The organism is Acinetobacter sp. CIP 101966 (assembly GCF_000369725.1).
GTDB classification, from domain to species: Bacteria; Pseudomonadota; Gammaproteobacteria; order Pseudomonadales; family Moraxellaceae; genus Acinetobacter; species Acinetobacter lwoffii_Q.
Map to the genome: position 1 here is coordinate 152760 of NZ_KB850164.1, position 22305 is coordinate 175064.

Below are 22305 nucleotides of genomic sequence, written 5' to 3' on the forward strand. Positions count from 1 at the left end.
AGAGAGTTTATCGGTGAGCAGTGGTTTACATGGTTAATTGAACAAGACATCAACTTCTGCATTCGTGTTAAAAAAACTTCATTGTCACCAATCATTTAGGAAAGAATCATAAAATTAGTGATTTATTTCGCCATCTTAAAGTTGGTCAAATTGAATGTCGTAAACGACGGATTTTGGTTGGTCGGGTGAAACTATATATAAGTGCACTACAGTTAGAAAATGGAGAGCTTTTACTCGTCGTTTCTCCTCAGTTTAATGCCAATGCTATTCAGGATTATGCATTACGCTGGGAAATTGAAACCTTATTCAGTTGTCTCAAGGGACGCGGCTTTAATCTTGAAAATACGCGCTTGACAGACCCTAGACGAGTGAAAAAATTGATTGCGGTTTTAGCTATAAGCTTCTGTTGGTGCTACTTAACGGGTGAATGGCAACATGATCAAAAAAAAGCGATAAAAATAAAGAAGCATGGACGACTCTCAATGAGTTTATTTCGCTATGGTTTAGACTATGTTCAAATGGCGATTCAGCGTTTAAGTGGTTTTGGGAAAAAAGAAGAGTTTAAGGAAATTCTGGCAATTTTAAGAAGACAGAAGCCTGATAGGATAAGGGTTCTGTGAAATTTGTCGTGTACAGAGAAGAGGAAGCTTAAACGAGCTTCCTCCTGATTGATGGGGGCTTTATTGAGTGAAATAATGCTTTTAAGGTTTTATTTCAAATAAATTTACTTGAATTATTCTGAGTAAGAGCTGAACTGCATTAGTTCAGAGTTAATCTGATTTTTTTTTATCGTAGGAAAGAAAATTATTTCACCTGATCTTAAAATAATGTTTTTCAGTAACCAGCTTAATTTTTATTTGTTTATAAAGACGCTCTTTAGGGTCTTCTTTTGATTTTGTGACTTTATCAGCAAATTTCTTATCTAACATCAAGGCTGCATATGTTTTGTAACCTATTTCCAATCGGTCTATCTTATTTCCTTCTTGTTCAAACTCTTCAATTAATTTATTGACTTTTTTTACGCTGATATCACTCATATCTTTCAACCATTTAACTTTGGGTTCTTTTAATCTAATCTTTAATTATTGAGATTAGATTAAAGTACAAAACGCATTTAAGGGCTAATAGCTTATGGAGTAATCAGCCCAGGTTAGTTAACCCGAATTGTGGATAAGAAAAACTTGAAAAATAAGAGGATTAGAGCCATCAGTTGAGTTACCACACCAAACTAAAGCTTTAGCCCCGATGTTCAATAGTACCGAATTATTCTGCGTAATTGATGATTTCTTTCTGAAATTTGAAGCAACTTATTGGAAATTTTTCAAATAAAGTCATCAGTCTATAAGAATTTGAATAGCCCAACTCAGCCTCTCAGAAATTAGTTTTATCGTCATTTGGTATATTTAGGACTTGGAAAAATCAGGCTTCATAAAAATGTCATAATTCAGAGATATTAATGTCATCGAACTGGATTAAAAAAGAACAAAAAACCCACAATAGAAAGCTGTTATGACTAAAAAAATATCCAGACGTGAACTGCTTAAGACCTCCATTGCAGGCTTCGGTGCTTTGTCTTTACCCATATCTTTGACCGCTTGTGGCAGTGATGATGATGCTTCAGATCAAGCTCTGGCACATCCTAAAGTCGCTTTTAAACATGGGGTGGCCAGTGGTGATCCCTTACAGGATCGGATAATTCTATGGACACGCTTAAGTCCGGAAGATGAAAACCTGCGTTATCAGGTACAGTGGGAAATTGCTGCCGATCAGGATTTTCGTCAGATAATCAATACAGGACAAGTTGAAACCAGTCGGTCGCAAGATTTCACGGTTAAAGTCGATGCGGATCGTCTATCGGCAGGGCAAACTTATTTTTACCGTTTTAAGTGTGCATCGGTATATTCATCTGTCGGTCAAACCAAAACTTTAGCCACACAAAGCAAGCTGGTGCAATTTGCCGTTTGTTCATGTTCCAATTATCCAGCCGGATATTTTCATGTCTATCAGGAAATTGCCAAGCAAGACCTAGATGTGGTGATTCATTTAGGGGATTACATTTATGAATACGGGATGGGTGGTTATGCGACTGAACAGGCTGAAGCATTAGGCCGAGGTCTGGCTGCAGACAATGCTGAGGAAATCATTAAACTGGAAGACTACCGCAAGCGTTATGCCTTGTATCGAACTGATGCGGACTTACAAGCAGCACATCAGCGCCATCCATTTATTGTGGTCTGGGATGATCATGAGCTGACCAATGATACCTGGGAGCAGGGTGCGGAAAATCATGATGTTTCAGAAGGTGATTTTTTTGCACGTAAGCTGGCTGCTTTGCAGGCCTATTTTGAATGGATGCCGATTCGACCAGTGTCTGAAACAGATCATTTGAATATTTATCGCCAGTTTAATTTTGGTGATCTGGTTCAGCTGAATATGCTGGATACTCGTATTTTGGCGCGTAACAAGCAATTGCAATATGCTGACTATCTTACCGCGACAGGACTAGATGCCAATAAATTTCAGACAGATTTGCTCAATCCGACGCGTACCTTGTTAGGACATACACAACGTGAATGGATACTGAAACAACTCAGCCAATCGAATGCCGTCTGGAATGTGCTGGGTCAGCAGGTGCTGATGAGCAAGATGCTAATTCCGGCCGAAATTCTGGCTGTTTTGGGGCAGATCACCAGTGGTCAGGCCACTGCAGATGTGTTGCTACAAGTGCGTCAGATGCTGACAGAACTGGTAGGCCTAAAAATACGCTATCTGCAAAATGATCCAACTTTGACAAAGGCAGAATTAGCCAGAATACTGACTGTTGTGCCTTATAATCTTGATGCCTGGGATGGGTACGTCGTGGAGCGTGAGGTGATTTATACGGCTTGTAAACAGCTGAATAAAAAACTGATTGTATTTGCAGGAGATACCCATAATGCCTGGAACTCCACTTTGAGAGATCAAGCCGGCAGTACAGTCGGGGTAGAACTAGCGACCAGTTCAGTTTCATCACCGGGTATGGAGAAGTATTTGCAGATTCCCTTAGCCCAGTTACAGGAATTTGAAATGGCATTTACTACGCTAATTGATGAGCTGAATTATTGTAATTTGAATCAACGCGGATACTTGAGTGTTGCATTTACCCCGGATCAGGTACAGGCGAACTGGATTTTTATCGATAGCATCCAGAATCGTAGTTATCAGGTTGATCAAAGCCGTGCGTATCAGCTTCAATTAGATCATGAATTAAATGAAATCAAACCGTTAAAGCAAACTGCCTAAGCTGCTTAGAGTTTAAATATCCGGGCCAATGCCCGGATATTTTTTTATAACATTTCATCCCTATAGCTATCAATATCCAGATGTTTGATCGTATTTGCAATACTGATGCTCATATTTTAGTAGCCGCGTATATAATCCGGCAAAGTGAATTAATTGCTGTTTTAGTTCGGCATACCGAGGATCATGGCTTGAATAAAAACGTAATTTTAGTCGTAGCAGGCAGGTTTTTTATAAGCCTAAAAAAAAGATTTTATGTAATGGGAACAAAAATCATGGCAGCCAAGGCCCAAGGAATTAAGAGCTTGGCTTTGTCCCTGATTCCGCGGATTTTAATCTGGGGATTTACGCATCGTTATGTGCATATCAACTCACTCATCAAAATAAGCCAAAAATTCAAATTATAGAATCAGTGGCTTAAACAGGATTCGGGTTAATTAAGATGTATGGTTTAATAAGTGCTGTTGTGCGATATACATGGGCTTATCCAAACTTGGTGTACATTGAATCCACGTTCCATCTGCTTGAAGTTCCCATGCACGGCGGTTATCTTGAAGATAATTCATTAAGCCATCTTGCAGAATTTGTTTACGAAGTTTTTTATCTTCGATTGGGAAACAGGTCTCGATACGAGAGAATAAATTACGCCCCATCCAATCTGCACTGGCGCAATAAAGCTTGTTTTCGCCCTGATGGTAAAAATAATAAACCCGGGTATGTTCTAAAAAACGTCCCACAATTGAGCGGACTCGAATATTTTCAGAAAGCCCTTTCACTTGTGGGCGTAAGCAGCAAATTGAACGGACAATCAAATCGATTTGAACACCCGCTTGAGATGCTCTATATAGGGCATCAATTAGTTGAGGTTCAGTTAAGGCATTTACTTTAATAATAATCTGCGCTTTTTTGCCTGCTTTGCTATTTTCAGTTTCAATTTCGATGAGTTCAATCAATTGAGAATGCAGAGTAAATGGTGCATGAAAAAGTTTTTTCAATTTGACCATTTTCCCCATGCCCGTGAGCTCCTGAAAGACTTTATGGACATCTTCACAAATATCAGCATCACTGGTCAGTAGTCCATAATCAGTATAGATTTTGGCATTCATTGCATGATAGTTACCTGTGCCTAAATGAACATAACGTTTAATTTTGTCTATTTCACGACGCACGATCAGAATCATTTTGGCGTGGGTTTTATAGCCAACGATCCCATATACAACAACCGCCCCAGCTTCTTGTAATAGATTGGCAACTTCGATATTTGACTCTTCATCAAAGCGAGCACGTAATTCAATCACTGCTGTGACTTCCTTACCATTTCGTGCCGCTTCAGCAAGAACTTGCACAATTTCAGAATGTACACCACTCCGATAAAGGGTTTGTTTTATGGCTAACACATGTGGATCATGGGCTGCCTCTTTCAGTAGCTTAATGACCGGAGCGAAAGAGTGAAAAGGGTGATGTAATAAAACATCTCCGGTTTTTAATACCTCAAATATGGATTTTTTCCCATACAACACTTTCGGTAATTTTTGTACATGGGGAGGAAAACGTAACTCTGGCAAATTGAAGTTCGATATAAAGCGCGCCAGATTAAGCGGGCCGTCAATACGATAGAGTTGCTCTTGCTTAAGATCAAATTGTCTAAGTAAATAATCAATAATATTTTCAGGGCAATTTTTAGTCACCTCAAGTCTTACAGCCCGACCAAAGCGCCGTGAGGATAGTTCATCTTTTAAGGCAATTGCTAAGTCTTCAACATCTTCTGAGATAGTTAAATCTGCATTACGTGTGACCCGAAATTGATAACATCCAGTGGTGGTCACCCCTGGAAATAACTCATGAAGATGTTGCTGAATAATGGCTGAAAGTAGAATGTAGTGTTCATCCTCGCCAGAAATACTTTTAGGTAACTTTACTAATCTAGGTAATGATCGTGGTGCGGGAACAATCGCCAAATCAATTTTTCGTCCAAATGCATCTTTACCTTCTAGGGTTACAATGAAATTTAGACTTTTATTCACTAGCCGAGGAAAGGGGTGGGCTGGATCTAAACTGATAGGTGTGACCACAGGTCGAACTTCATTATGGAAATAGTCCTTAATCCATTCTTTATGTTTTTCGAGGATGTCACCATACTGAATGAAATGAACACCATGTCCTTGCAGTTGTGGTAAGAGATTATAATTAAGTATTTTATACTGTTCTTCGACAGCTTCGTGTGCAAGTTTGGAAATGGTGGTGACTATATCTGAGAGGAGTGAGTTATCTGGACGAGCTCTAGCATGATCTGAAAGTTCAATTTGTTGCATTAAACTGGCAACTCGTATTTCAAAAAACTCATCCAGATTACTTGAAAAAATAATTAAAAAATTTAATCGTTCAAGTAAAGGATATTCAGTATCTTTCGCCTGTGCCAACACCCGCTTATGAAACTCAAATAGTGAGAGCTCTCTATTTATATACTTTTTTAACGGATGTGATGAAGAGTTTGAAGACACATTTAAGGTAGTCATTTATGGCTCTTATAAAGTCAGATTGCAGCGCTGAAGGAAGCTAATAGAAAATTCTTTAAAGCCTTTGAAAGAGGTTAATTGACTCTTCGTAAATAAAAAAATGACTAATTCTGTAGAAAGGCTAAGAATTAAACTTTATTCAACTAAGCATTCTGTGACTGTTTCATGACATATTTATGACATCGTACTGTATAGTTATTTCATCTGGGTAATATTCAGCCTTTTATCTGAATTTAGAAGAAAAGGGGCAACGTTGATTTAAACCGGGACAACTTGGGGGCTTAATAAGAAAAATTCTAGAAAAGCGATTTCACTAAAACTGTCATCAGTTATTCATAGTGATGTCATGTATAAAAACTAAGCTATTTTGAATTTTAACAACTGTTCAAAATCATTATGAATATAAAACCAAAAATATTGAGTTTAAGTTTAATACTTATGGGGTGCTCGTTTTCTGCACATGCACAATTAATGTTTAGTCAGTATATAGATGGTACATCTAATAAAAAGGGTTTGGAAATCTATAACCCTGACAGTTTAACAGTGAACTTAGCTGACTATGAGATTCAACAATTTACTAATGGTTCAACCACGAAATCTGCGACTTTTCAATTAAAAGGCTCATTGGCAAGTAAAGCAAAATACATTATTGGTCGAACAGAGTTGCAGGCAGTAATGATGTGGGTCTAGGATTTTAGACCATGCCTATAAGTGATAATCTACTCCCCAATAAGCATGGGAAATGCTTGTTTTTGGAGTCAACCATGACACGAAGAAAACGTCGTAATCATTCAGCAGATTTTAAAGTTAAAGTTGCTCTCGCAGCAATTAAAGGCGACCACACACTCGCTGAACTTTCTACTCAATTCGACTTACATCAAAACCAAATAATTGATTGGAAAAATCAACTGCTTGAGCAATCAATCAATATTTTTTCACGACCAACAGCACAACAAGAACCTCAGATTGACCTCAAAGCTCTACATGCCAAGATAGGACATCAGGCATTGCAAATTGATTTTTTAGAAGGTGCGCTCAGAAAAATAGGGCAGCTGAGCGGCAAAAAATGATCGATAAGACCCATCAACTTTCGGTACGACAACAATCGCAATTGATTCAAATCAATCGCAGTACGTTGTATTACAAGCCCAAAGAGATTTCATCAACTGATTTGAGTTTGATGCGTCTGATCGATGAAATTCATCTCGACTACCCATTTATGGGCAGTCGAATGATACGAGGTATGCTACAGCGTCAAGGGCATCAAATAGGTCGGCGTAAAGTCCGACGTTTAATGCGCTTGATGGGAATACATGCCTTGTATCCAAAACCCAATACAAGTAAGCCTAATCTTGCACATCGTATTTTCCCATATCTGTTGAAAAACATGGTCATAGATCACTCTAATCAAGTCTGGTGTACAGATATCACGTACATTCCTATGGCTAAAGGTTTTGTCTATCTATGTGCAATTATAGATTGGCATAGTCGTAAAGTACTGGCTCATCGAGTATCGATCAGTATGGAAACAGACTTTTGCATAGATGCGTTGCAAGAAGCAATTGTGAAATATGGTTGTCCTGAGGTGTTTAATACAGACCAAGGCAGTCAATTCACAAGCGAGGCATTTTTGAATGAGTTAAAATTGCGAAATATCCGTATCAGTATGGATGGGAAAGGACGATGGATGGATAATGTAATGATTGAGCGTTTATGGCGCAGCGTGAAGCATGAGGAAGTCTATTTGAAGGCTTACGATACGGTTAAACAAGCGAAACAATCAATTGCTGAATATTTGGATTTTTATAACATGATACGTCCTCATTCAAGTTTGAATAAGGCAACACCGGATGAATTTTATGATCAACATTTACTAAAAGTAATGGCAGCATAATTTAAATATTTAGAGCGGATTTATCACTTATAAAACTGAATTGAGTGGTCTAATTAACGGAACCACATTATATCTCCTGTAAAAATGGACAGTTAACTCATTAATTCTAGTGATAGAAACTTCCGAAAAAGATGCTTATCTTGTGCTGCCAAAACAAGCTCATTATTTCAATAATGGAATCATCAATTTAGATAGAATCTAGGATATTATGGCAACATATTTGAATAGCCACCAAAATTCTAGATACACATAACCATCTTTTGGACTGCCACCACTCTCCTAGACAAATATCGTCTATTCTTTTTGCATAGGAGAGAACATTATGAGTGGACAACGATACACCCCAGAGTTTAAAGATGAAGCTGTTAAATTGATTACTGAATGTGGATATTCTGTCACTGATGTCGCAGAACGTTTAGGCGTATCACAACACAGCATTTATAAATGGCTAAAGGCAGTGCAACCCTTACGCAACAGCCCTGATGAACATGAATTGCTCGAGGAAAAGAAAGAAATCCTTCGTCTTAAAAGTCAGCTTAAACAGACTGAAGAGGAACGGGACATCTTAAAAAAGGCCGCAAGGTACTTTGCAAGCCTGCCCGAGTAAAGTATCAGTTTATTCTGGAATACAGCCATCAATTTAAGATTAAAACGATGTGTCGAGTTCTTAAGATTGCTCGTGCTGGCTATTATGCTTGGCTACATGAACCCGAATCAGGCAGAACAATTGAAGATAGACGGTTATTACAACTAATCCGTTCTTCTTATGATGCCAGTTATGGCCTCTATGGTTATCGTCGCATTACGCTGGATCTTAAAGAGCTAGGTGAAAGCTGTGGACCTAATCGTGTGTTGAAGATCATGAAAGACAATGGCATTACCGCTGTTCGAGGATATAAGAAGCATAAAAGTTATGGTCGTGGTCGTCCTCAGATTGTGCCACCTAACCATTTAAATCGAGAGTTTGTTGTAAACACACCTGATACCTCGTGGGTAACTGATATTACCTACATACGCACCTGGCAAGGCTGGTTATATCTGGCTGTGGTTCTCGATTTATATTCAAGGAAATTCATCGGTTGGTCAATGAAACCTACGCTTGCCAAGGATATCGTTTTAGATGCAATTCTTATGGCGGTATGGCGACGCAGACCCAATGAACCTGTGATCATACACTCAGACCAAGGATCACAATACAGCAGCGGAGACTGGCAGAAATTCTGCCAGAAGTATAACTTGGTTCCAAGTATGAGTCGCAGCCTTACGCAGTATACTGCTCATGTTGGGATAATGCTGTTGCTGAATCCTTTTTTAGCAGCTTAAAGAAGGAAAGAATTAAAAAGAGGATCTATAAAACACGAGAAATGGCACGTGCAGATGTGTTTGACTATATCCAGATGTTTTACAATCGAATCAGGCGCTTCGCATCTCGATGGAATGAGTCCAGAAGCCTTTGAGGCAGCTTCAAAATGAGGCTGTCTCATGTCTAGGATACTGGGAGCAGTCCACAGTCCAGATTTTGATTATATTCCTTATGGTTTTTGCTTTTTAGAATACAAATTAGAATTGAGATTTATTTAGGATGCTAAGAATCGGTTTATATCGTTGGATATATTCAACTAGTTCAGCACTATCAATAACCTCAATTTTATGATTATAACCAGAAGGTAAAGGCGTTTCATCATTAAAAAACAGGCTGCCAAAAAAAACATAGTCATATTCGTAGATACGAATACTCATCATGCTACCTACAATATCTAATTGTTGTACCTGAGGTCGGTGATCAATAATAGTTTTTAATTTAAACCCTAAAGATGACACTAAAAAAGATTTTAATTTATCCATGGTAATTCGGTAGGGTGGTAACTCATCATCACTAAAGCATTTTATATCCGTCTTGCTAAGGCAATGATGAGATAAATATCTATCCAATTGTTCTAACTCTTTATTAAGGGAATTAGACGTTACTACAAGTTGCTTATAGTTATCATTAAGTAATTTGGTAAATGTTGAAAATAGGTCAATTACGGATTTGTATTTACATTCTAAGGCTTTATGTTTCAATACTAATACAGGATCAGGTGTTTGTGGTACGACATGAGGTAGATTAAACGGGTGGGGGGTAAGGCTTGGTAACTTTGCACGTTCACTCCCATACGACTTGTAATGCTCTGCAGCATTTTCTCCCATATATTTGGTAAAAAGCTTCATAGTAACTTGATCTAGAAAAATATTTCTTTTTCCATACATAATTAAATCTTGAATATCGAATATCATGGTCCTTCCTAAAAGCAACTAATCATTTAATTGAATATTTATTCAAATATTATCTTTAATTTGTAAATTGACTACAATAAAAGTAAGCGTCCGCTGAACCCCATCGCTATTTTTAACTTGGGGTGGAATTCCAGCGGTGTGGCAGTAATTCTTCAGTTTGCAACAGTGCCGTTCGCTTTATCGTTTGTTCAATGTCTATAAAAGTGTTTAAGGCAATAAATATGATGTCCTTTTAATAAAAATGGACACTAATGGGATGTTGAGCAGATAAGAAAAGTGGGGTTCAGCGGAAGTTTACATTAGATTTAATAGACCTCTTTCATAAATCATTTTTTACTCAGCTCCAAGTTATAAATTCCAGCGATTAAACTAAATCTCAAACCAAGTCTTTTAGCTCTATTGCGATAACGTTCCGCAAGGATCTTAAAAGTTTTTAGACTGCCAAATACATGCTCAACCCCTATTCTTCTTTTATTGATTTCCTGATTATAGATTTTTAGTTCAGGATCCAATTTACAGCGTCTTTTGGCTTTTAAAGGCAACAGGCTATTGGGATACAAAGTATAAATCCCCTGATAACCTTTATCCGCAAGAACAAAGGCTCCTGAAGGAATCTGGTTTAAATTGCGTTTGAACAACTCGAAATCATGCACTGCACCGCGACTGGTACATAAACTCAGAATTTGCTGAGTTTTGTAGTGAATCATGGCCTGTACTTTAAAGGTATGGGTCTTTTTCTTACCGCTATAGCTTTTCTTCTGTTTTTTTAGGCCTTTGGATTGGAATTTCCGTGGCATCCACGATCACAACATTCCAGTCGATGCCTTCGCCCTCGGGTAAATCTTTGGGTAAATTAAACAGATTGGACCGAATCAGGCAGTCTTCAACATGACGGACAATTCTTGACGCTGTGGGCTCTGAAACCCCGTAACTCGTCGCAACGTGAAATAAGGTTCGGTATTCCCGCCAATAGCTCAGACAGAGCAGAACCTGATCCTCCAGGCTTAACTTGGGCGGTCTGCCTTTGGCAGAGACATGCTTCTGCAATTGCTCAACCATCAAATAGAAAGTTGACCATGAGATGCCTGTATATCGCTTGAACTGAGGATCAGAAAGCTTGTTTGAATCGATGTATTTCATCCGCAGATTATGCACGAATGCCAAGAAATCTGGAGTGCAAATATTAACCAAAAAGAAGATCATTTTTTGATTTATGAAAGAGATCTAATATTCAATTTATTTAAATAGTAATGTTCTACTTTATCAGGAAACAAGGACATACGTCTTGATTATATTGGAAATTTCTTCGCTGAAACTAATTTCTATATCATTATTTTCCTGAACATTTAAAGTTTTTTTCTCTATAGTAAACAAGTCTTTAAGTATTTTTATAGTCAGAGTGCTTTGAGGTGATGTTGAAAGTCGAAAGATAGACTCATCCAATACAGCATTTAACTTTTTAATCTCATTTTCAGAAGTATTTTGTTTTATAAAAACTAGATACGCACGATATAAGATTGCAATAGTATTTTTATATTTCATAAATCCATGCATATTTACTTTCCCTCGTTGCATAGAAGATACAATCATATCTCTGCAGGTGATCTTCTTATTTGATAAATCAAAATCAGCATGAGCAACTAAATCTCGAATTTCACGTTGAATATGTGCTTTGTTAAAATAAGGTAAGCTTGTTTCAATCGCTTTTTTAAGATTTTTAGGAGTTAAATCAGCCTTTTTATTAGCTAAGCTTGAAAAATCATAGCCTTTTGAACTATCGGCATATACTAAGGCATTACTACGCGTCATCATTGTAATAGCTGACCAGAATTGATAATTTATTTCAGCTCTAAGTTCAGTGCTAAGATTGAGCGCTACATAGTTTTTATAAACATAGACAATATCATCAAGATTTTTTAAAAGTTCAGAGGCAATAGCTACCTCAGACTTAACAGGATTGGGATTAAATTCAATTCCAATCATTGAAGAGATTAAAAAGCCGAACAGGCGAGCCATGTCCTGATTTTCAATAATGGATTCATAGTTATATTCTTGAGCAAAAGTATCCATTGCAGTTTGTGCCAAGGCTTCGTATAAATTTGAATCTTGTACTGGATTCAATTTACTTTTAGTGGCGACAGAAACATCAGGGTGTATGAAACTGGTGAATAAACCTGATGCAATATTAAATTCAGCATCAGATTTAAGAAGCTCATTCATCATAAGAACACGAATGAAATATTCTATATTTTTAATATTCTTGTTAGTTGGTATTAAGTTAATAACAGCATAAGTAAATCTTGGATCGCCCGTTTCCATATAAGAGACTTTTTTAACTTCATAAGGATGACGATAATTCTTAAGTGGTATTAGCTTAAACTTTGGCTCTAACATAATGATTTCTTGGGAACTCTGAATTTTAATAGTGTAAATTTAGGTAGGGTAGGTATCAACTTGATGGATAATCCATAAGAGGCGGTATTCGTATAAGGAACATTTGTGTTCTATAAAGAACCTTTTTACCCAATTTTATCAAATAAAACTACTATTTATCTAAAATATAATGTTAATGCAATTTTGAAAAATCTGATTATAAAAAGCCAATTATCTCGGAAGATAATTGGCTTAAGGGAGAGTTAAGCTTATCCGATTATTCGTCGATCATCCCAATAACACGGCACTACAATCAAATTGTTTTCATGCAACCGCGACCATAATCGAACACCTAAATCCCGCTGCATATTCTGGACTGTGAAATTGGAAATTAGCAGCGTGGACTTCATATTGTCATAACGGCTATACAGAACCTTATGCACCATCTCCAGGCGTTTTTCATGTCGGTCATGCAGGCCATATTCATCAATCACCAATAAATCAAAACTGGAGAAATGCTCGATAACTTCCTTCTCAGAACGTGAAGCATCTGACCAGGTATCCATCATTTTTTGAGCAATTTCTGTACTGGTATAGTAGCGTGCAGATTTTGTACTGTTATGCAGAATGTTGCGAATGATTGACGCACTCAGATGAGTCTTTCCTGTACCCGGTGTACCAATGAGCAGTAGGTTTGGATAATGGTCAGAAATAATCTGCTGTGCAAAAGCCTGACATAGTTTGATGGCATTGTCTTGTGCAGGACATGCAACTACATAATTCTTGAAGCCACGATCCAGGTAGCGTTTATTGAGCCCTGAGTTTTTGATTTTCTGTTGTAGCAATCGCTGTTGCAACTCATCTGCATAGGCTGCATGTGAGTGATGGACGGTTTCTTTGGCACACAATTTACATAGCTTGTGACCAGCGATTTCCATCAGGGGTATATGATGGGTAGGGCAAAGTGTTTCCGTTGTTTCTGTGCGAAACTGGAGCGTTTTAAGCATGGTATTCATGATCACTCTCCTAAATCCATTTGGAATTTTCTAAAAAATCCTCATTTTTTTCTTCAAAATTTGAAGATGAAGATGAAGATGAAGATGAAGATGAAGATGAAGATGAAGATGAAGATGAAGGGCATGGTTCAAGCATGACTTGAGTAATACTCGGGTTCTTCTCAGGAGCTGCTTGAGCATTTACTTTTCGTTGCTTGGCTGATGCTTGAGCATTACTTGCGGATTTCCCCCAACGTACTTGAGCTGCATTTTTAGCTTTATCAGATTTCATTTGCTGATTTTGCAATGCTTGGCTTTTTAAACTGCTTAAGAAATTTGAATGAATCTGCTCAGACTCGACTTCAAACAATTCTAGGGCCATCAGAGTATTTAACAAAGTTTTAGCCTTGGTGTGCTGCGGTAATTTCGTGATGCTACATACAGTAGCTAGGTCGTGAGGAATGTCACCATTTTTCCAGAAATCCATCATTAACAGCAGTGCCGCACCAATTTGTTCTGCTGTCATTCGTGCAAATTTCGCCTGTAGGTCGCCAATATAGAGTGGCATCCAAATTGAAATATCTTTATGCATGTGTTCACCTTTTTATAGGTATAAAGGGGCTGAGGTCATCAATTAGATGACCTTTTATGTTTGTTTTATGAGTGAGCGAGACTCATTAAGCGGACACGGGCCTGTTGAGCTAAGTCATCGTAATGAGCTTGCCCTTCATCCAGCATTCGCTGTAGCCAAAGTCTCAACGCCTGGTGATCATCGAAGCATTTATTGATTTCCAGCAAAAAGGCCAGATTGTGCAGTTTCGGAATGTGTAGCTCATGGATTAATTCACGAGCGACCATATCTGCTTCAGGGCTGATCACCACACCACCAAAGAAAGCTTTACTATTCATGTGCAAGCTCCTCTGTAGTGAGTCTCTCCAGCATGGCTTCAAAAGCACTGCCATCGCGACGGGTAACATTCGGAATGTAGCGGCTATAGACCCGGAACAACATTTCAGTGGTTGAATGCCCCAATTGGCGAGCGACCCATTCTGGATTTTCACCTGCCGCCAGCCAGAGCGTTGCTGCTGTATGACGTGTCTGATAAGCACGACGAGGCGTTAATCCTAAAAAGCGCAGGATAGGGTGCCATACACGCTTATTAACTAAACGGTAGTCTAGAGGACCGCCATCACGGTTACAGAAGACGAAGTCCGATTTTCCGTTGTTGAGGCTTTTCTGTTGTAGAAAGGCTTGGTATACCCGGTCATTCATCTGGATCGTGCGGTCAGAACCATACGTTTTGGTTCCACCAAGAACACCATTCACCAATGCTTCACGAATGTGGATTTCCCGACGTTGTAAGTCCACATTTTTCCATTGCAAGCCATCGATTTCACTGGTACGCATACCTGTGAAAAATCGAACAGTATAATAAGGCTTAAAATCATCACGAACTGTGGCAAGGATTGCGTGTACTTCCTTTAATGAAAAAGGTGTTACTTCAATCTTTCCTTGCTTTAAGTTCTTGATATTTTTATAAGGGCTATCAAATTCATATCGTTCGGCAGCACTATCGAGTATCATACGAAGCACTATCATAATCTGGTTGATTCTTGATGGTGAAAGGCATTCTTGGTTTTTTCCGTGAGTCACTTTGGCGAGGGATGAACGGAATCCAAGAATGTCTGACTTTTTAATATTAATAACAGGAATTGCGCCAAAAAAAGGGATCAAGTACTTTTTGATTACAATTTGAATTTTCTCCTTATAGCTTGTACGCCACTCTATTTCTTTATCAGTGAACCAGATTTCACAGAACTTTGAAAATAGAGGTGTTTTAGAGCTGATTTCATTTACTCTGTTTTCTGCATTTTTGATTTCTTTCAAACGAGAACTTTTTGGAAAGTACTTAGCATAGTCAAAAATACCCAATAAGATTTCCGCTTCCATTCGCTCAATCACTTTTTCAAGCTTTTTGCGATTTGGAGCATTGTCTTCAAGAGCTGTTGTTTCACGACAACGGATGTTTAAGTATCGAAAATCGACACATAACTTACCGTATCTAGTACGGATGGCAGCCATAATAATATCCTCCTTATTGAAGTTGTAGGCTGTGTAGCGAGCCTAAAGTGGTTTTAGTCATATCTTCTTCAATACGCTCCCATACATATAAAATTTTGCGTCCACCAAAAGGGCGGATGTAATGAATACCTTCGATTAGAACGCTATCCTTTAACTGATTACGAATGGTACGTTCGTTATAATGGATTCGTTCTGCCAATTCTTTTGTAGTAATATAAGTAAGATTCATGTTTGTATCCTTTTATAAAGTATCACAATGGTGTTATTTAAGATCACAATGCAATAATAAATGCGTTTAATACATCATGCAAGTACTTTATTACACAATGGTGGTAATTAATGATAGTTTGTAACTTGCCTGTTCTTTTGGCGGAACGAAGAATGAAAGTGGCAGATGTAGCTCGGGCAACCGGAATGAGTAAGACGACTTTACATAAGCTTTATAATGGTCAATCAACTCGTATTGATTTTGAAACATTAGAAAAATTGTGCGTATTGTTAAATGTAGACGTTGGTGATTTATTAAAGTTCAAGCCAGATGAATAATTATTGCTAATAAAAAGCGTCATATAATTTAATGATTTTCTAGTTAGTATATTGTTTTTATTGAGTATTTTTGGTGACCAAATTTGGTCACCATTTTTTATAAGAGATTAAAAAGCTTTAATGAAAGCCATAAGGGAGTGCTTCAGGTTTTTTTAAAAATTACTCAGTTCATATTGAGTAGAATTCATGCAAAAACTTAAACATGTTGATCTATAGTTGACATTGATAGGGCACGTTTTGGTCACTTTTGGTCACGTAAGCCCACTCTTAACTGATCTAACTTAACTTTTTACTCACTTTGAAGCTGATAGCTTTATAGAATGAAAGAAAAAATGTTATTTAAAATCAACAACGAAAAAGCCCCAATCTTTCGATTAGGGCTTTTTGAATTTGGAGCGGGAAACGAGACTCGAACTCGCGACCCCAACCTTGAGGACGTCAAACAAGGTCAGCCGTTAGTTAAAGTCAGCAGTGCTAACTACTCACAGCAAGTAGTACAAGCGCAATCAGGGCTGGAACAAGCGACCACCAATTTAGCCAACCAGCAACAAATCATCGAGCAGCGCAAAGCCGATGTCAAAGCCGCGCAGGCAAAAGTAGCACAAGTTAAAACCCAGCTAGCATTGTCTATCCAACAGCTTAAACGACTTGAATCCTTGGTCGGTGTTGGCGCCGTGTCACAAAATGAAGTCGATACTGCCAAAGCGGCAGTTAAAAACAATGAAGCACTGATGAGCCAAGCAATCGCCAGTGTCAATGTCGCCCGCGAAGGTCAAAAGACCGCGGAAGTGGCAAAAATTGGTTTGGTGGCACAGATTAAAAGCGCCAATGCACAGCTAAATCAAGCCAATACCAACCAAGAGTATGGCTTAATCACCGCCCCGACCTCAGGTAAATTAGGGCAAATCAATATCCGTACCGGTCAGTTGGTGACACAAGGCACGCAGTTGGTTTATCTCATTCCAAAATCGATGTGGGTCATTGCCAATTTTAAAGAAACCCAAATTGATAAAATGAAAATCGGGCAAAAAGCGTGGTTTACTGTCGATGCCCTAGGCAAACAAAAATTTACGGGGGTAGTCAAAAGCATCTCCCCCGCAACAGGGTCAGAATTTAGTGTCATTAAAACCGACAATGCCACCGGGAATTTTACCAAAGTGGTACAGCGCATTTCTGTACGCATTGACATCGATGGCAATCAAAGTCGTCTGAATGAATTGATACCCGGCATGTCGGTAGTGGCAACAGTAGATACGTCAAGTTAGCAAATTACCCCTTTTTTATTCTCCTTGGCCAAACGCAGTTTAGTGAATTAAGCTTAAAAAATCTTTCGCTAAATAAGCTGGGTTAGGATATTGATAGAACCCTTCACCCGTGGCTTCACCCAATTTGTTGGTATCGACCAGTTCTGCTTTGAGCTTTTCAGCGGGCTGCTGCAAAGAAGGGTCCGTTTTTGCCAGTTCATTTAAGATATTGTAGTTGGTTGTCATGCCATTTTTATCCAAAATCGCCATCGGTCCAAAGGGTGAACCCGTGGCTATCATCCACGTTTTATCAATGGTTGCGGCGTTGGCAACGCCGTTTGCCCACAGTTTTAACCCCGCTACCAATAACGGAATCAATAAGCTATCAAGCACATAGCCCGATTGTTCTTTTTTCACCGCTATCGGTAGCATAGCAATGGCTTTGGCAAATTCGATGACGTCAGCATAGACTTGTGGGTCGCAACTTGGGGCCGCCATCAACTCCACCGTATTACGGATATGGATATGATTGGCAAAATGCAGCATCAAGAATTTTTCTGGACGGTTAGTAAAGGTTGATAACACGCTTGGCAATAACGTCGATGAGTTACTGGCAAACACGGTTTTGGCAGGGGCGGCGGCTGAGGCTTTGCTATAAAAATCTTTTTTGATGTCTAAGCTTTCTGGCACCGCTTCAATCAATAGGTCTGCATCTTTTAACGCCTCATTCAAGTCCGTGGTGTAAGCCAAATTGTTGCTGGCTGCTGCCACTTGGGCATCGGTTTCACCTAGGTCATGCTGATGCTGATTGGCAAGGTCGGTAAAGCGGGTTTTCGCCTTAGCAATCGCGTCATCGTTAATGTCATAAATCGTCACGTTAAACCCATGAAACGCACATTGCACCGCAATTTGGTTGCCCAATACGCCACTGCCTGCCACGGTAATATTTTTATAGGGTACTTTGGATAAATCCGCTTTGGGTGGTTTTAAAAAATCAGGATTTTTAAAGGCGGGATTGGGGTATTGATAAAATCCTTCGCCCGTTGGTACGCCCAGTTTATTTTTCTCAATGTAATCTTTTTTGAGCATATCGACGACCGCTTGGTCTTGTTGTTTGCCCTTAGCCACAGCAAGCTTGTAAATATTGTAAGGGGTAGTCAGCCCCAGCATATCATAAAAAGCAAATGGTCCCATCGGCGAGCCTGTGCCAAGCATCCAAGTTTTGTCGATGGTTTGAATGTCAGCAATGCCTTGGATATACAGCTGCATCCCTGCATTTAACCAAGGATTGAGTAGTGAATTTAGTACATAGCCCGAGGTTTCTTTGTTGACGATAATAGGCACCATGCCGATTTGTTTGGCAAACGCGGTCACCGCATCAAATACATTAGGGTCAGTATCGGCATGCGACATAATTTCGGCAAGATTGCGCTTCCAAATCTCATTGGCAAAATGCATCATCAAAAACTTAGCAGGACGGTCGGTAAATTTGACCAAATCACTGGGCAACATGGTAGATGAGTTACTGACAAATACGGTTTTTTCGGGTGCGGCTGCTGAGGCTTTTTGATAAAAATCTTTTTTGATGGCGACATCTTCGGGCACCGCTTCAATCAACAAGTCGGCGTCTTTTAAGGCGGCGGTTAAATCTGATGTATAGCTCAAGTTTTGTTCAGCCTGTTTGGCTTGTTCGCTTGTTTCACTTAAATCATCCTGATGACGTTTGGCGATATTGGCAAATTTGGTTTTGGCTTTATTGAGCACCTCGTCATTGATATCATACACAACGACTTTAAAACCATGAAACGCCGCTTGTACGGCGATTTGATAGCCCAAAACACCACTGCCTGCGACTGTGATATGGGTAAAATTAACAAGAGGATTCGACTCTGACATACAATACTCCTAGATTGATTGGCAAATACGCAACTTTATTTTTGGTATTATCGTATTTGCTAATCACTATGTTTAATAGCTTAAGTTTAATGAAATAAGTTTAATGGCGTAAAAAGGTAAAAAACCGTTAGCCCAGTCACAGGCTAACGGTTTTTGAATGATTAAAGGCGATGTAGTTTTTTACCCAATGGGTGAAATTTTACCCCAAACAATGCCCCCATAACCGCCCCGCTACTGGTTTTTTGCCAAATTTAAAGGTTATAAAAATCTTTATCAAATGCCTGTTTTAGATTGATTGGCTCGGCACGTTTTTTATGATTTAAACGATGGCGAGTGGTCGAGGCGGTCTGATAGGCACGCAGTCGCGCATGTTGCAAATTACCAATCGGACGGTTGGCTTCAATACAGCGAAACGGGGTAAATGACAAGTGTTCCATAATGTCAAAATTACCGTCATCCGGCACATCTTGGCAAGGGATGGTGAGTTTTGCCACTGTCACAAACGGGGCGTCTTTTTCATCCCATTCTTTGGTCAAGTCATTAATGGGTTGGTCTTTTAAGTTACGGCACAGCTGGATTTGCACATCAAACTCATAATCGTGCTCACGGATTTCTTGTAAAATCAGAGGACGAATCGCCTCGTTAGTAGCGTTGACATCTAGGTCACGGCGCTTGATTTTGGCTTGTGACGCTTTGGTCGGAGCAACACGGATTTTTGCCATATAGTCGCCATGACGCACCGCTCCTTGTGAATAAAAACTGTATAACAAGGTATTTTGCGGTTTGATGGTTTTAAACTTACTAAAAGCCCTAAAAGTCTTGAGGGATTCTTTGGATGGCAGTTTTTTGCCATATTGGGTAAGCCAGTCAAAGGCAAATTTGGCTTGACCTTTCGCCCCTTTGGCAAAATAATCATTTAATTGTAAAAATAGCCGTGAAATATAACTATAGTCTTGGATAGTATTACAAAAGAAAATAGGGAAATTAATCAGATTGTAGTCAAAGTTTGGGCTATCTGGCTCATCTGGCAGTAATTTGTCGCCTTTGACACCAAAGACTTTAATCGCCAACCCTTGAGAAAGCCCCAACTTGTTGTCGGCAGCCACACGAGATGAGCCGTTAGAAAAACGAATCACTGCTTCATGACGAGCGGGTTTGGCATAGATACCTTGGGCGTATTCTTTGGGCAGTTTTGGTAAAATCTCAAAGTTGGCTTTTAAGGCACAGTAGCCTTTGGCATGTGCATCTCGGGTGTGATAATTGATTTTGCTAACGGTGTCTGATTTGCCGATATAGTCACGAATATCTGCGGTGATTTGGTCGATGGCTTTTTCATCGTCGCTAGTAAGCTGGTCGATGGCTGGATCAAACTTGGCATAACGACCACCGAATAATTTATTTAACATGATGATTGTCCTTTGTTATTTTCATTATTTTATAAGGTTAGGTGCACTAAAAACGCCTAACCTTTTTTTATTTAGTTTTACTCTAATATGAATTTTCGTTAAGCTCACTAATCCATTTGAGTGCCGACAAGCTTGGTACAAAAAGATATTCACCGCCTTGTAGGGTATTAAATTGCAAAATATTGGTATGACGCTTACGAATTGGCTCATCGGGTACGGTGAATACATCGCTATCAGCGTCACTACCTGCGTGTACGCCTAGCATTGGGTCACGTTCTTCCCCAAGGTTCATAAAGTTACCGTCATTAATCCATTGGCTTTGCAAAAACTCAAGCGTGTCCATGGCATGCGCGCTGATACCGATAAAAAATAAACCCCGTTCTTGACCATCGTCTTGGGTCACGTTGGGCGGCACGATATCGCCATACGAAACGCTACGGCGGATGATACGGTGAAGACGCACATCGCTTAGAATAAAATCTTTGGTATTGCGGGGGTTCATACGGCGAGCATGGGCACCAAATGGGCAGCCTTTGCCATACGGATCGTCCGTGTAGTCAAATTTATTGTTTGCTACATTGTCTTTACCGAGGGCTTCATCATCATGGTCTGGGCTTAGGGTGATGGGGGCACCCGAACGCCAGCGACCAAACATTTTTGCCCCCAATTTATCGGCTTTAGCTGGGTCATTGTCGCTTTGTTCAAGGCAATAGCGGTGAAAGTCAGCCACATTACTGTGGTATTTTCGCAGTACCATAAACGAGCCGTTTTTTCCCAATACTTCAGGCTGTGGCATGGGGGGTACCACGCCCGCCTCACCTTTATAACCTAACACAAATTCACCTGCCGCAATCGGGCGTTCGGTGTTATTTTCAAGGGTGATACCACTGCCATCCACTTCTGGGTTACTGATGCCATCGCGATAACCAAACACGTTTTTGACGTCACCATCTACGCCAAAATCATGTTCCACCAAGATTTCGATGGCGTTACGGCTGGTATCTAGATAAGGGGCAAACGCCTGTTTAAGTTCGGCAAGTTTGGCTTGCCATTTTTCTTGGCTACCGGCAATCACCGCGCCGCAAATATGAATATCGCCTTTATCACCAAATGGCGCAAGCCAGTTGCTCGGGTCATTGTCACCTTTGTCACCCAAGATATCGGAGCGGCCTGCCATCCCTGTTTTGAAATTTTCTGGGAAAGAATCAAGCGAGCTTTGCGGTAAGCCTAAAGCTTTTAGCCCCTCATACGTCATCACAATGGTCAAATTGGCATCCATGTCTTTTTGGAAATTTTTTGAGCCTGTGACGTTTGGTAATACCGCTTTTAGTAATTCACGACCTGCGTTGCTGTCATTGACTTTTAGCGCGGCAAGCGTGCCATAGTAAGGTGCAGGGCGGTCATGCAAGATGATGGCTTGAATATCCTCAAGCTCCATCGTGGCGATATTGGGATAGATAGCGTTCGTTGCCCGTGTCATGACGCTGTGCAGCTGCGTGCCGATTTTTTGTTTGGCTTCGTGTACCCGTTCTTTGACACTGCCTTTTTCAGCGGGTGTATCGCTGTGTTCAAATTTGTCTTTAATGGCATCTATGCCATGCTCGATACCATCTTGTAGATGGGTTTTTAATTTGCCAAGTAGGCTTTCATTCGCTGGGTTGTCGTTATTCATGGTCGTTCCTAGCAGAGAATTTTAAAAATTTGATGCTGAAAGCTTGTTCACCATACACCACGCTAAATATCGCTTGCTTATGGTAAAATCACTGAACAAATCGCTTTTGTATCGAAATTTTAAC

18 protein-coding genes and 6 pseudogenes are annotated in these 22305 nt (G+C 39.6%); 9 read left to right on the forward strand and 15 right to left on the reverse strand.

Annotated features, from left to right (window positions below):
- Window positions 1–620, forward strand: a pseudogene (locus tag F891_RS16115) (IS4-like element ISAba1 family transposase); the annotation flags it as partial.
- 189 nt (window positions 621–809) lie between these two features.
- Here the strand turns inward: F891_RS16115 and F891_RS16120 are convergent.
- Complete coding sequence (locus F891_RS16120) at window positions 810–1037, reverse strand: hypothetical protein (protein WP_005264607.1); 228 nt, start codon at window positions 1035–1037, stop codon at window positions 810–812.
- A 208-nt stretch (window positions 1038–1245) separates the two neighbouring features.
- On the opposite strand from F891_RS16120, the pseudogene F891_RS17970 reads away from it, so the two are divergent.
- Both F891_RS17970 and F891_RS16125 read left to right on the forward strand, forming a co-directional pair.
- Window positions 1246–1350: pseudogene (locus F891_RS17970) on the forward strand (IS982 family transposase); the annotation flags it as partial.
- A gap of 159 nt (window positions 1351–1509) precedes the next feature.
- Complete coding sequence (locus F891_RS16125; protein ID WP_005264608.1) at window positions 1510–3282, forward strand: alkaline phosphatase D family protein; 1773 nt, start codon at window positions 1510–1512, stop codon at window positions 3280–3282.
- Window positions 3283–3326: 44 nt separating this feature from the next.
- Here the strand turns inward: F891_RS16125 and F891_RS18515 are convergent.
- Window positions 3327–3510 (reverse strand): annotated as a pseudogene (locus F891_RS18515) (hypothetical protein); the annotation flags it as partial.
- Window positions 3511–3610: 100 nt separating this feature from the next.
- Between F891_RS18515 and F891_RS18595 the strand changes: the two are divergent.
- Window positions 3611–3700, forward strand: a pseudogene (locus tag F891_RS18595) (IS982 family transposase); the annotation flags it as partial.
- Between the two features lie 16 nt (window positions 3701–3716).
- Here F891_RS18595 and ppk1 read toward each other — a convergent pair.
- Window positions 3717–5795, reverse strand: a complete 2079-nt coding sequence (gene ppk1 / locus F891_RS16135) for a polyphosphate kinase 1 (protein ID WP_005264611.1) — start codon at window positions 5793–5795, stop codon at window positions 3717–3719.
- Window positions 5796–6191: 396 nt separating this feature from the next.
- Between ppk1 and F891_RS16140 the strand changes: the two are divergent.
- From F891_RS16140 to F891_RS16160, 3 genes and pseudogenes are all read left to right on the forward strand, one after another.
- Window positions 6192–6467 (forward strand): annotated as a pseudogene (locus tag F891_RS16140) (lamin tail domain-containing protein); the annotation flags it as partial.
- Window positions 6468–6559: 92 nt separating this feature from the next.
- Window positions 6560–7689, forward strand: a protein-coding gene (locus tag F891_RS17750) for an IS3-like element ISAcsp5 family transposase (protein ID WP_155756708.1) whose coding sequence is annotated in 2 segments (ribosomal slippage) — window positions 6560–6812 and window positions 6812–7689 — 1131 coding nt in all. Because the reading frame shifts where the segments join, the coding sequence is not laid out codon by codon here.
- Between the two features lie 322 nt (window positions 7690–8011).
- Window positions 8012–9162 (forward strand): annotated as a pseudogene (locus F891_RS16160) (IS3 family transposase).
- Between the two features lie 87 nt (window positions 9163–9249).
- Here the strand turns inward: F891_RS16160 and F891_RS16165 are convergent.
- The 9 genes from F891_RS16165 to F891_RS16200 form a co-directional block, all read right to left on the reverse strand.
- A complete protein-coding gene (locus tag F891_RS16165; protein ID WP_005094648.1) occupies window positions 9250–9966 on the reverse strand; it encodes a hypothetical protein in 717 nt (238 codons plus the stop codon).
- 326 nt (window positions 9967–10292) lie between these two features.
- Window positions 10293–10763: an IS5/IS1182 family transposase gene (locus tag F891_RS16170; protein ID WP_005094645.1), complete on the reverse strand. Its 471-nt coding sequence runs from the start codon at window positions 10761–10763 to the stop codon at window positions 10293–10295.
- Window positions 10711–11106, reverse strand: coding sequence for a transposase family protein (locus F891_RS17755; protein WP_008306679.1), 396 nt, complete (start codon window positions 11104–11106; stop codon window positions 10711–10713). Before F891_RS17755 ends, F891_RS16170 begins: the two co-directional genes overlap by 53 nt.
- Window positions 11107–11229: 123 nt before the next feature.
- Window positions 11230–12360: a hypothetical protein gene (locus tag F891_RS16175; protein WP_005094642.1), complete on the reverse strand. Its 1131-nt coding sequence runs from the start codon at window positions 12358–12360 to the stop codon at window positions 11230–11232.
- A gap of 248 nt (window positions 12361–12608) precedes the next feature.
- Window positions 12609–13355: an ATP-binding protein gene (locus F891_RS16180; protein ID WP_005094638.1), complete on the reverse strand. Its 747-nt coding sequence runs from the start codon at window positions 13353–13355 to the stop codon at window positions 12609–12611.
- A 10-nt stretch (window positions 13356–13365) separates the two neighbouring features.
- Window positions 13366–13926 (reverse strand): DUF1376 domain-containing protein, encoded by a 561-nt coding sequence (locus F891_RS16185; protein WP_005264613.1) that lies wholly within the window; start codon window positions 13924–13926, stop codon window positions 13366–13368.
- 65 nt (window positions 13927–13991) lie between these two features.
- Entirely contained in the window at window positions 13992–14243 is a 252-nt protein-coding gene (locus F891_RS16190) for a hypothetical protein (RefSeq protein ID WP_004835501.1), read from the reverse strand.
- Window positions 14236–15417, reverse strand: a complete 1182-nt coding sequence (locus tag F891_RS16195) for a site-specific integrase (protein WP_005094635.1) — start codon at window positions 15415–15417, stop codon at window positions 14236–14238. The genes F891_RS16190 and F891_RS16195 overlap by 8 nt, the downstream gene beginning before the upstream one ends.
- Window positions 15418–15430: 13 nt before the next feature.
- On the reverse strand, window positions 15431–15646 hold the full coding sequence (locus F891_RS16200; protein ID WP_001054887.1) for a hypothetical protein: 216 nt from the start codon (window positions 15644–15646) through the stop codon (window positions 15431–15433).
- 110 nt (window positions 15647–15756) lie between these two features.
- On the opposite strand from F891_RS16200, the gene F891_RS16205 reads away from it, so the two are divergent.
- Both F891_RS16205 and F891_RS16210 read left to right on the forward strand, forming a co-directional pair.
- On the forward strand, window positions 15757–15963 hold the full coding sequence (locus F891_RS16205) for a helix-turn-helix domain-containing protein (protein WP_004280956.1): 207 nt from the start codon (window positions 15757–15759) through the stop codon (window positions 15961–15963).
- A gap of 332 nt (window positions 15964–16295) precedes the next feature.
- On the forward strand, window positions 16296–17228 hold the full coding sequence (locus tag F891_RS16210) for an HlyD family secretion protein (protein ID WP_004732685.1): 933 nt from the start codon (window positions 16296–16298) through the stop codon (window positions 17226–17228).
- A 39-nt stretch (window positions 17229–17267) separates the two neighbouring features.
- Here the strand turns inward: F891_RS16210 and F891_RS16215 are convergent, their stop codons facing one another.
- The 3 genes from F891_RS16215 to F891_RS16225 form a co-directional block, all read right to left on the reverse strand.
- Window positions 17268–19103 carry a 3-hydroxyacyl-CoA dehydrogenase gene (locus F891_RS16215; protein ID WP_005094630.1) on the reverse strand — a complete coding sequence of 612 codons (1836 nt, stop codon included), beginning with the start codon at window positions 19101–19103 and terminating at the stop codon, window positions 17268–17270.
- 251 nt (window positions 19104–19354) lie between these two features.
- On the reverse strand, window positions 19355–20509 hold the full coding sequence (locus F891_RS16220) for a catalase family protein (RefSeq protein ID WP_005094628.1): 1155 nt from the start codon (window positions 20507–20509) through the stop codon (window positions 19355–19357).
- A gap of 82 nt (window positions 20510–20591) precedes the next feature.
- Complete coding sequence (locus F891_RS16225; protein WP_005094626.1) at window positions 20592–22181, reverse strand: Dyp-type peroxidase; 1590 nt, start codon at window positions 22179–22181, stop codon at window positions 20592–20594.
- Between the last annotated feature and the right edge of the window lie 124 nt (window positions 22182–22305).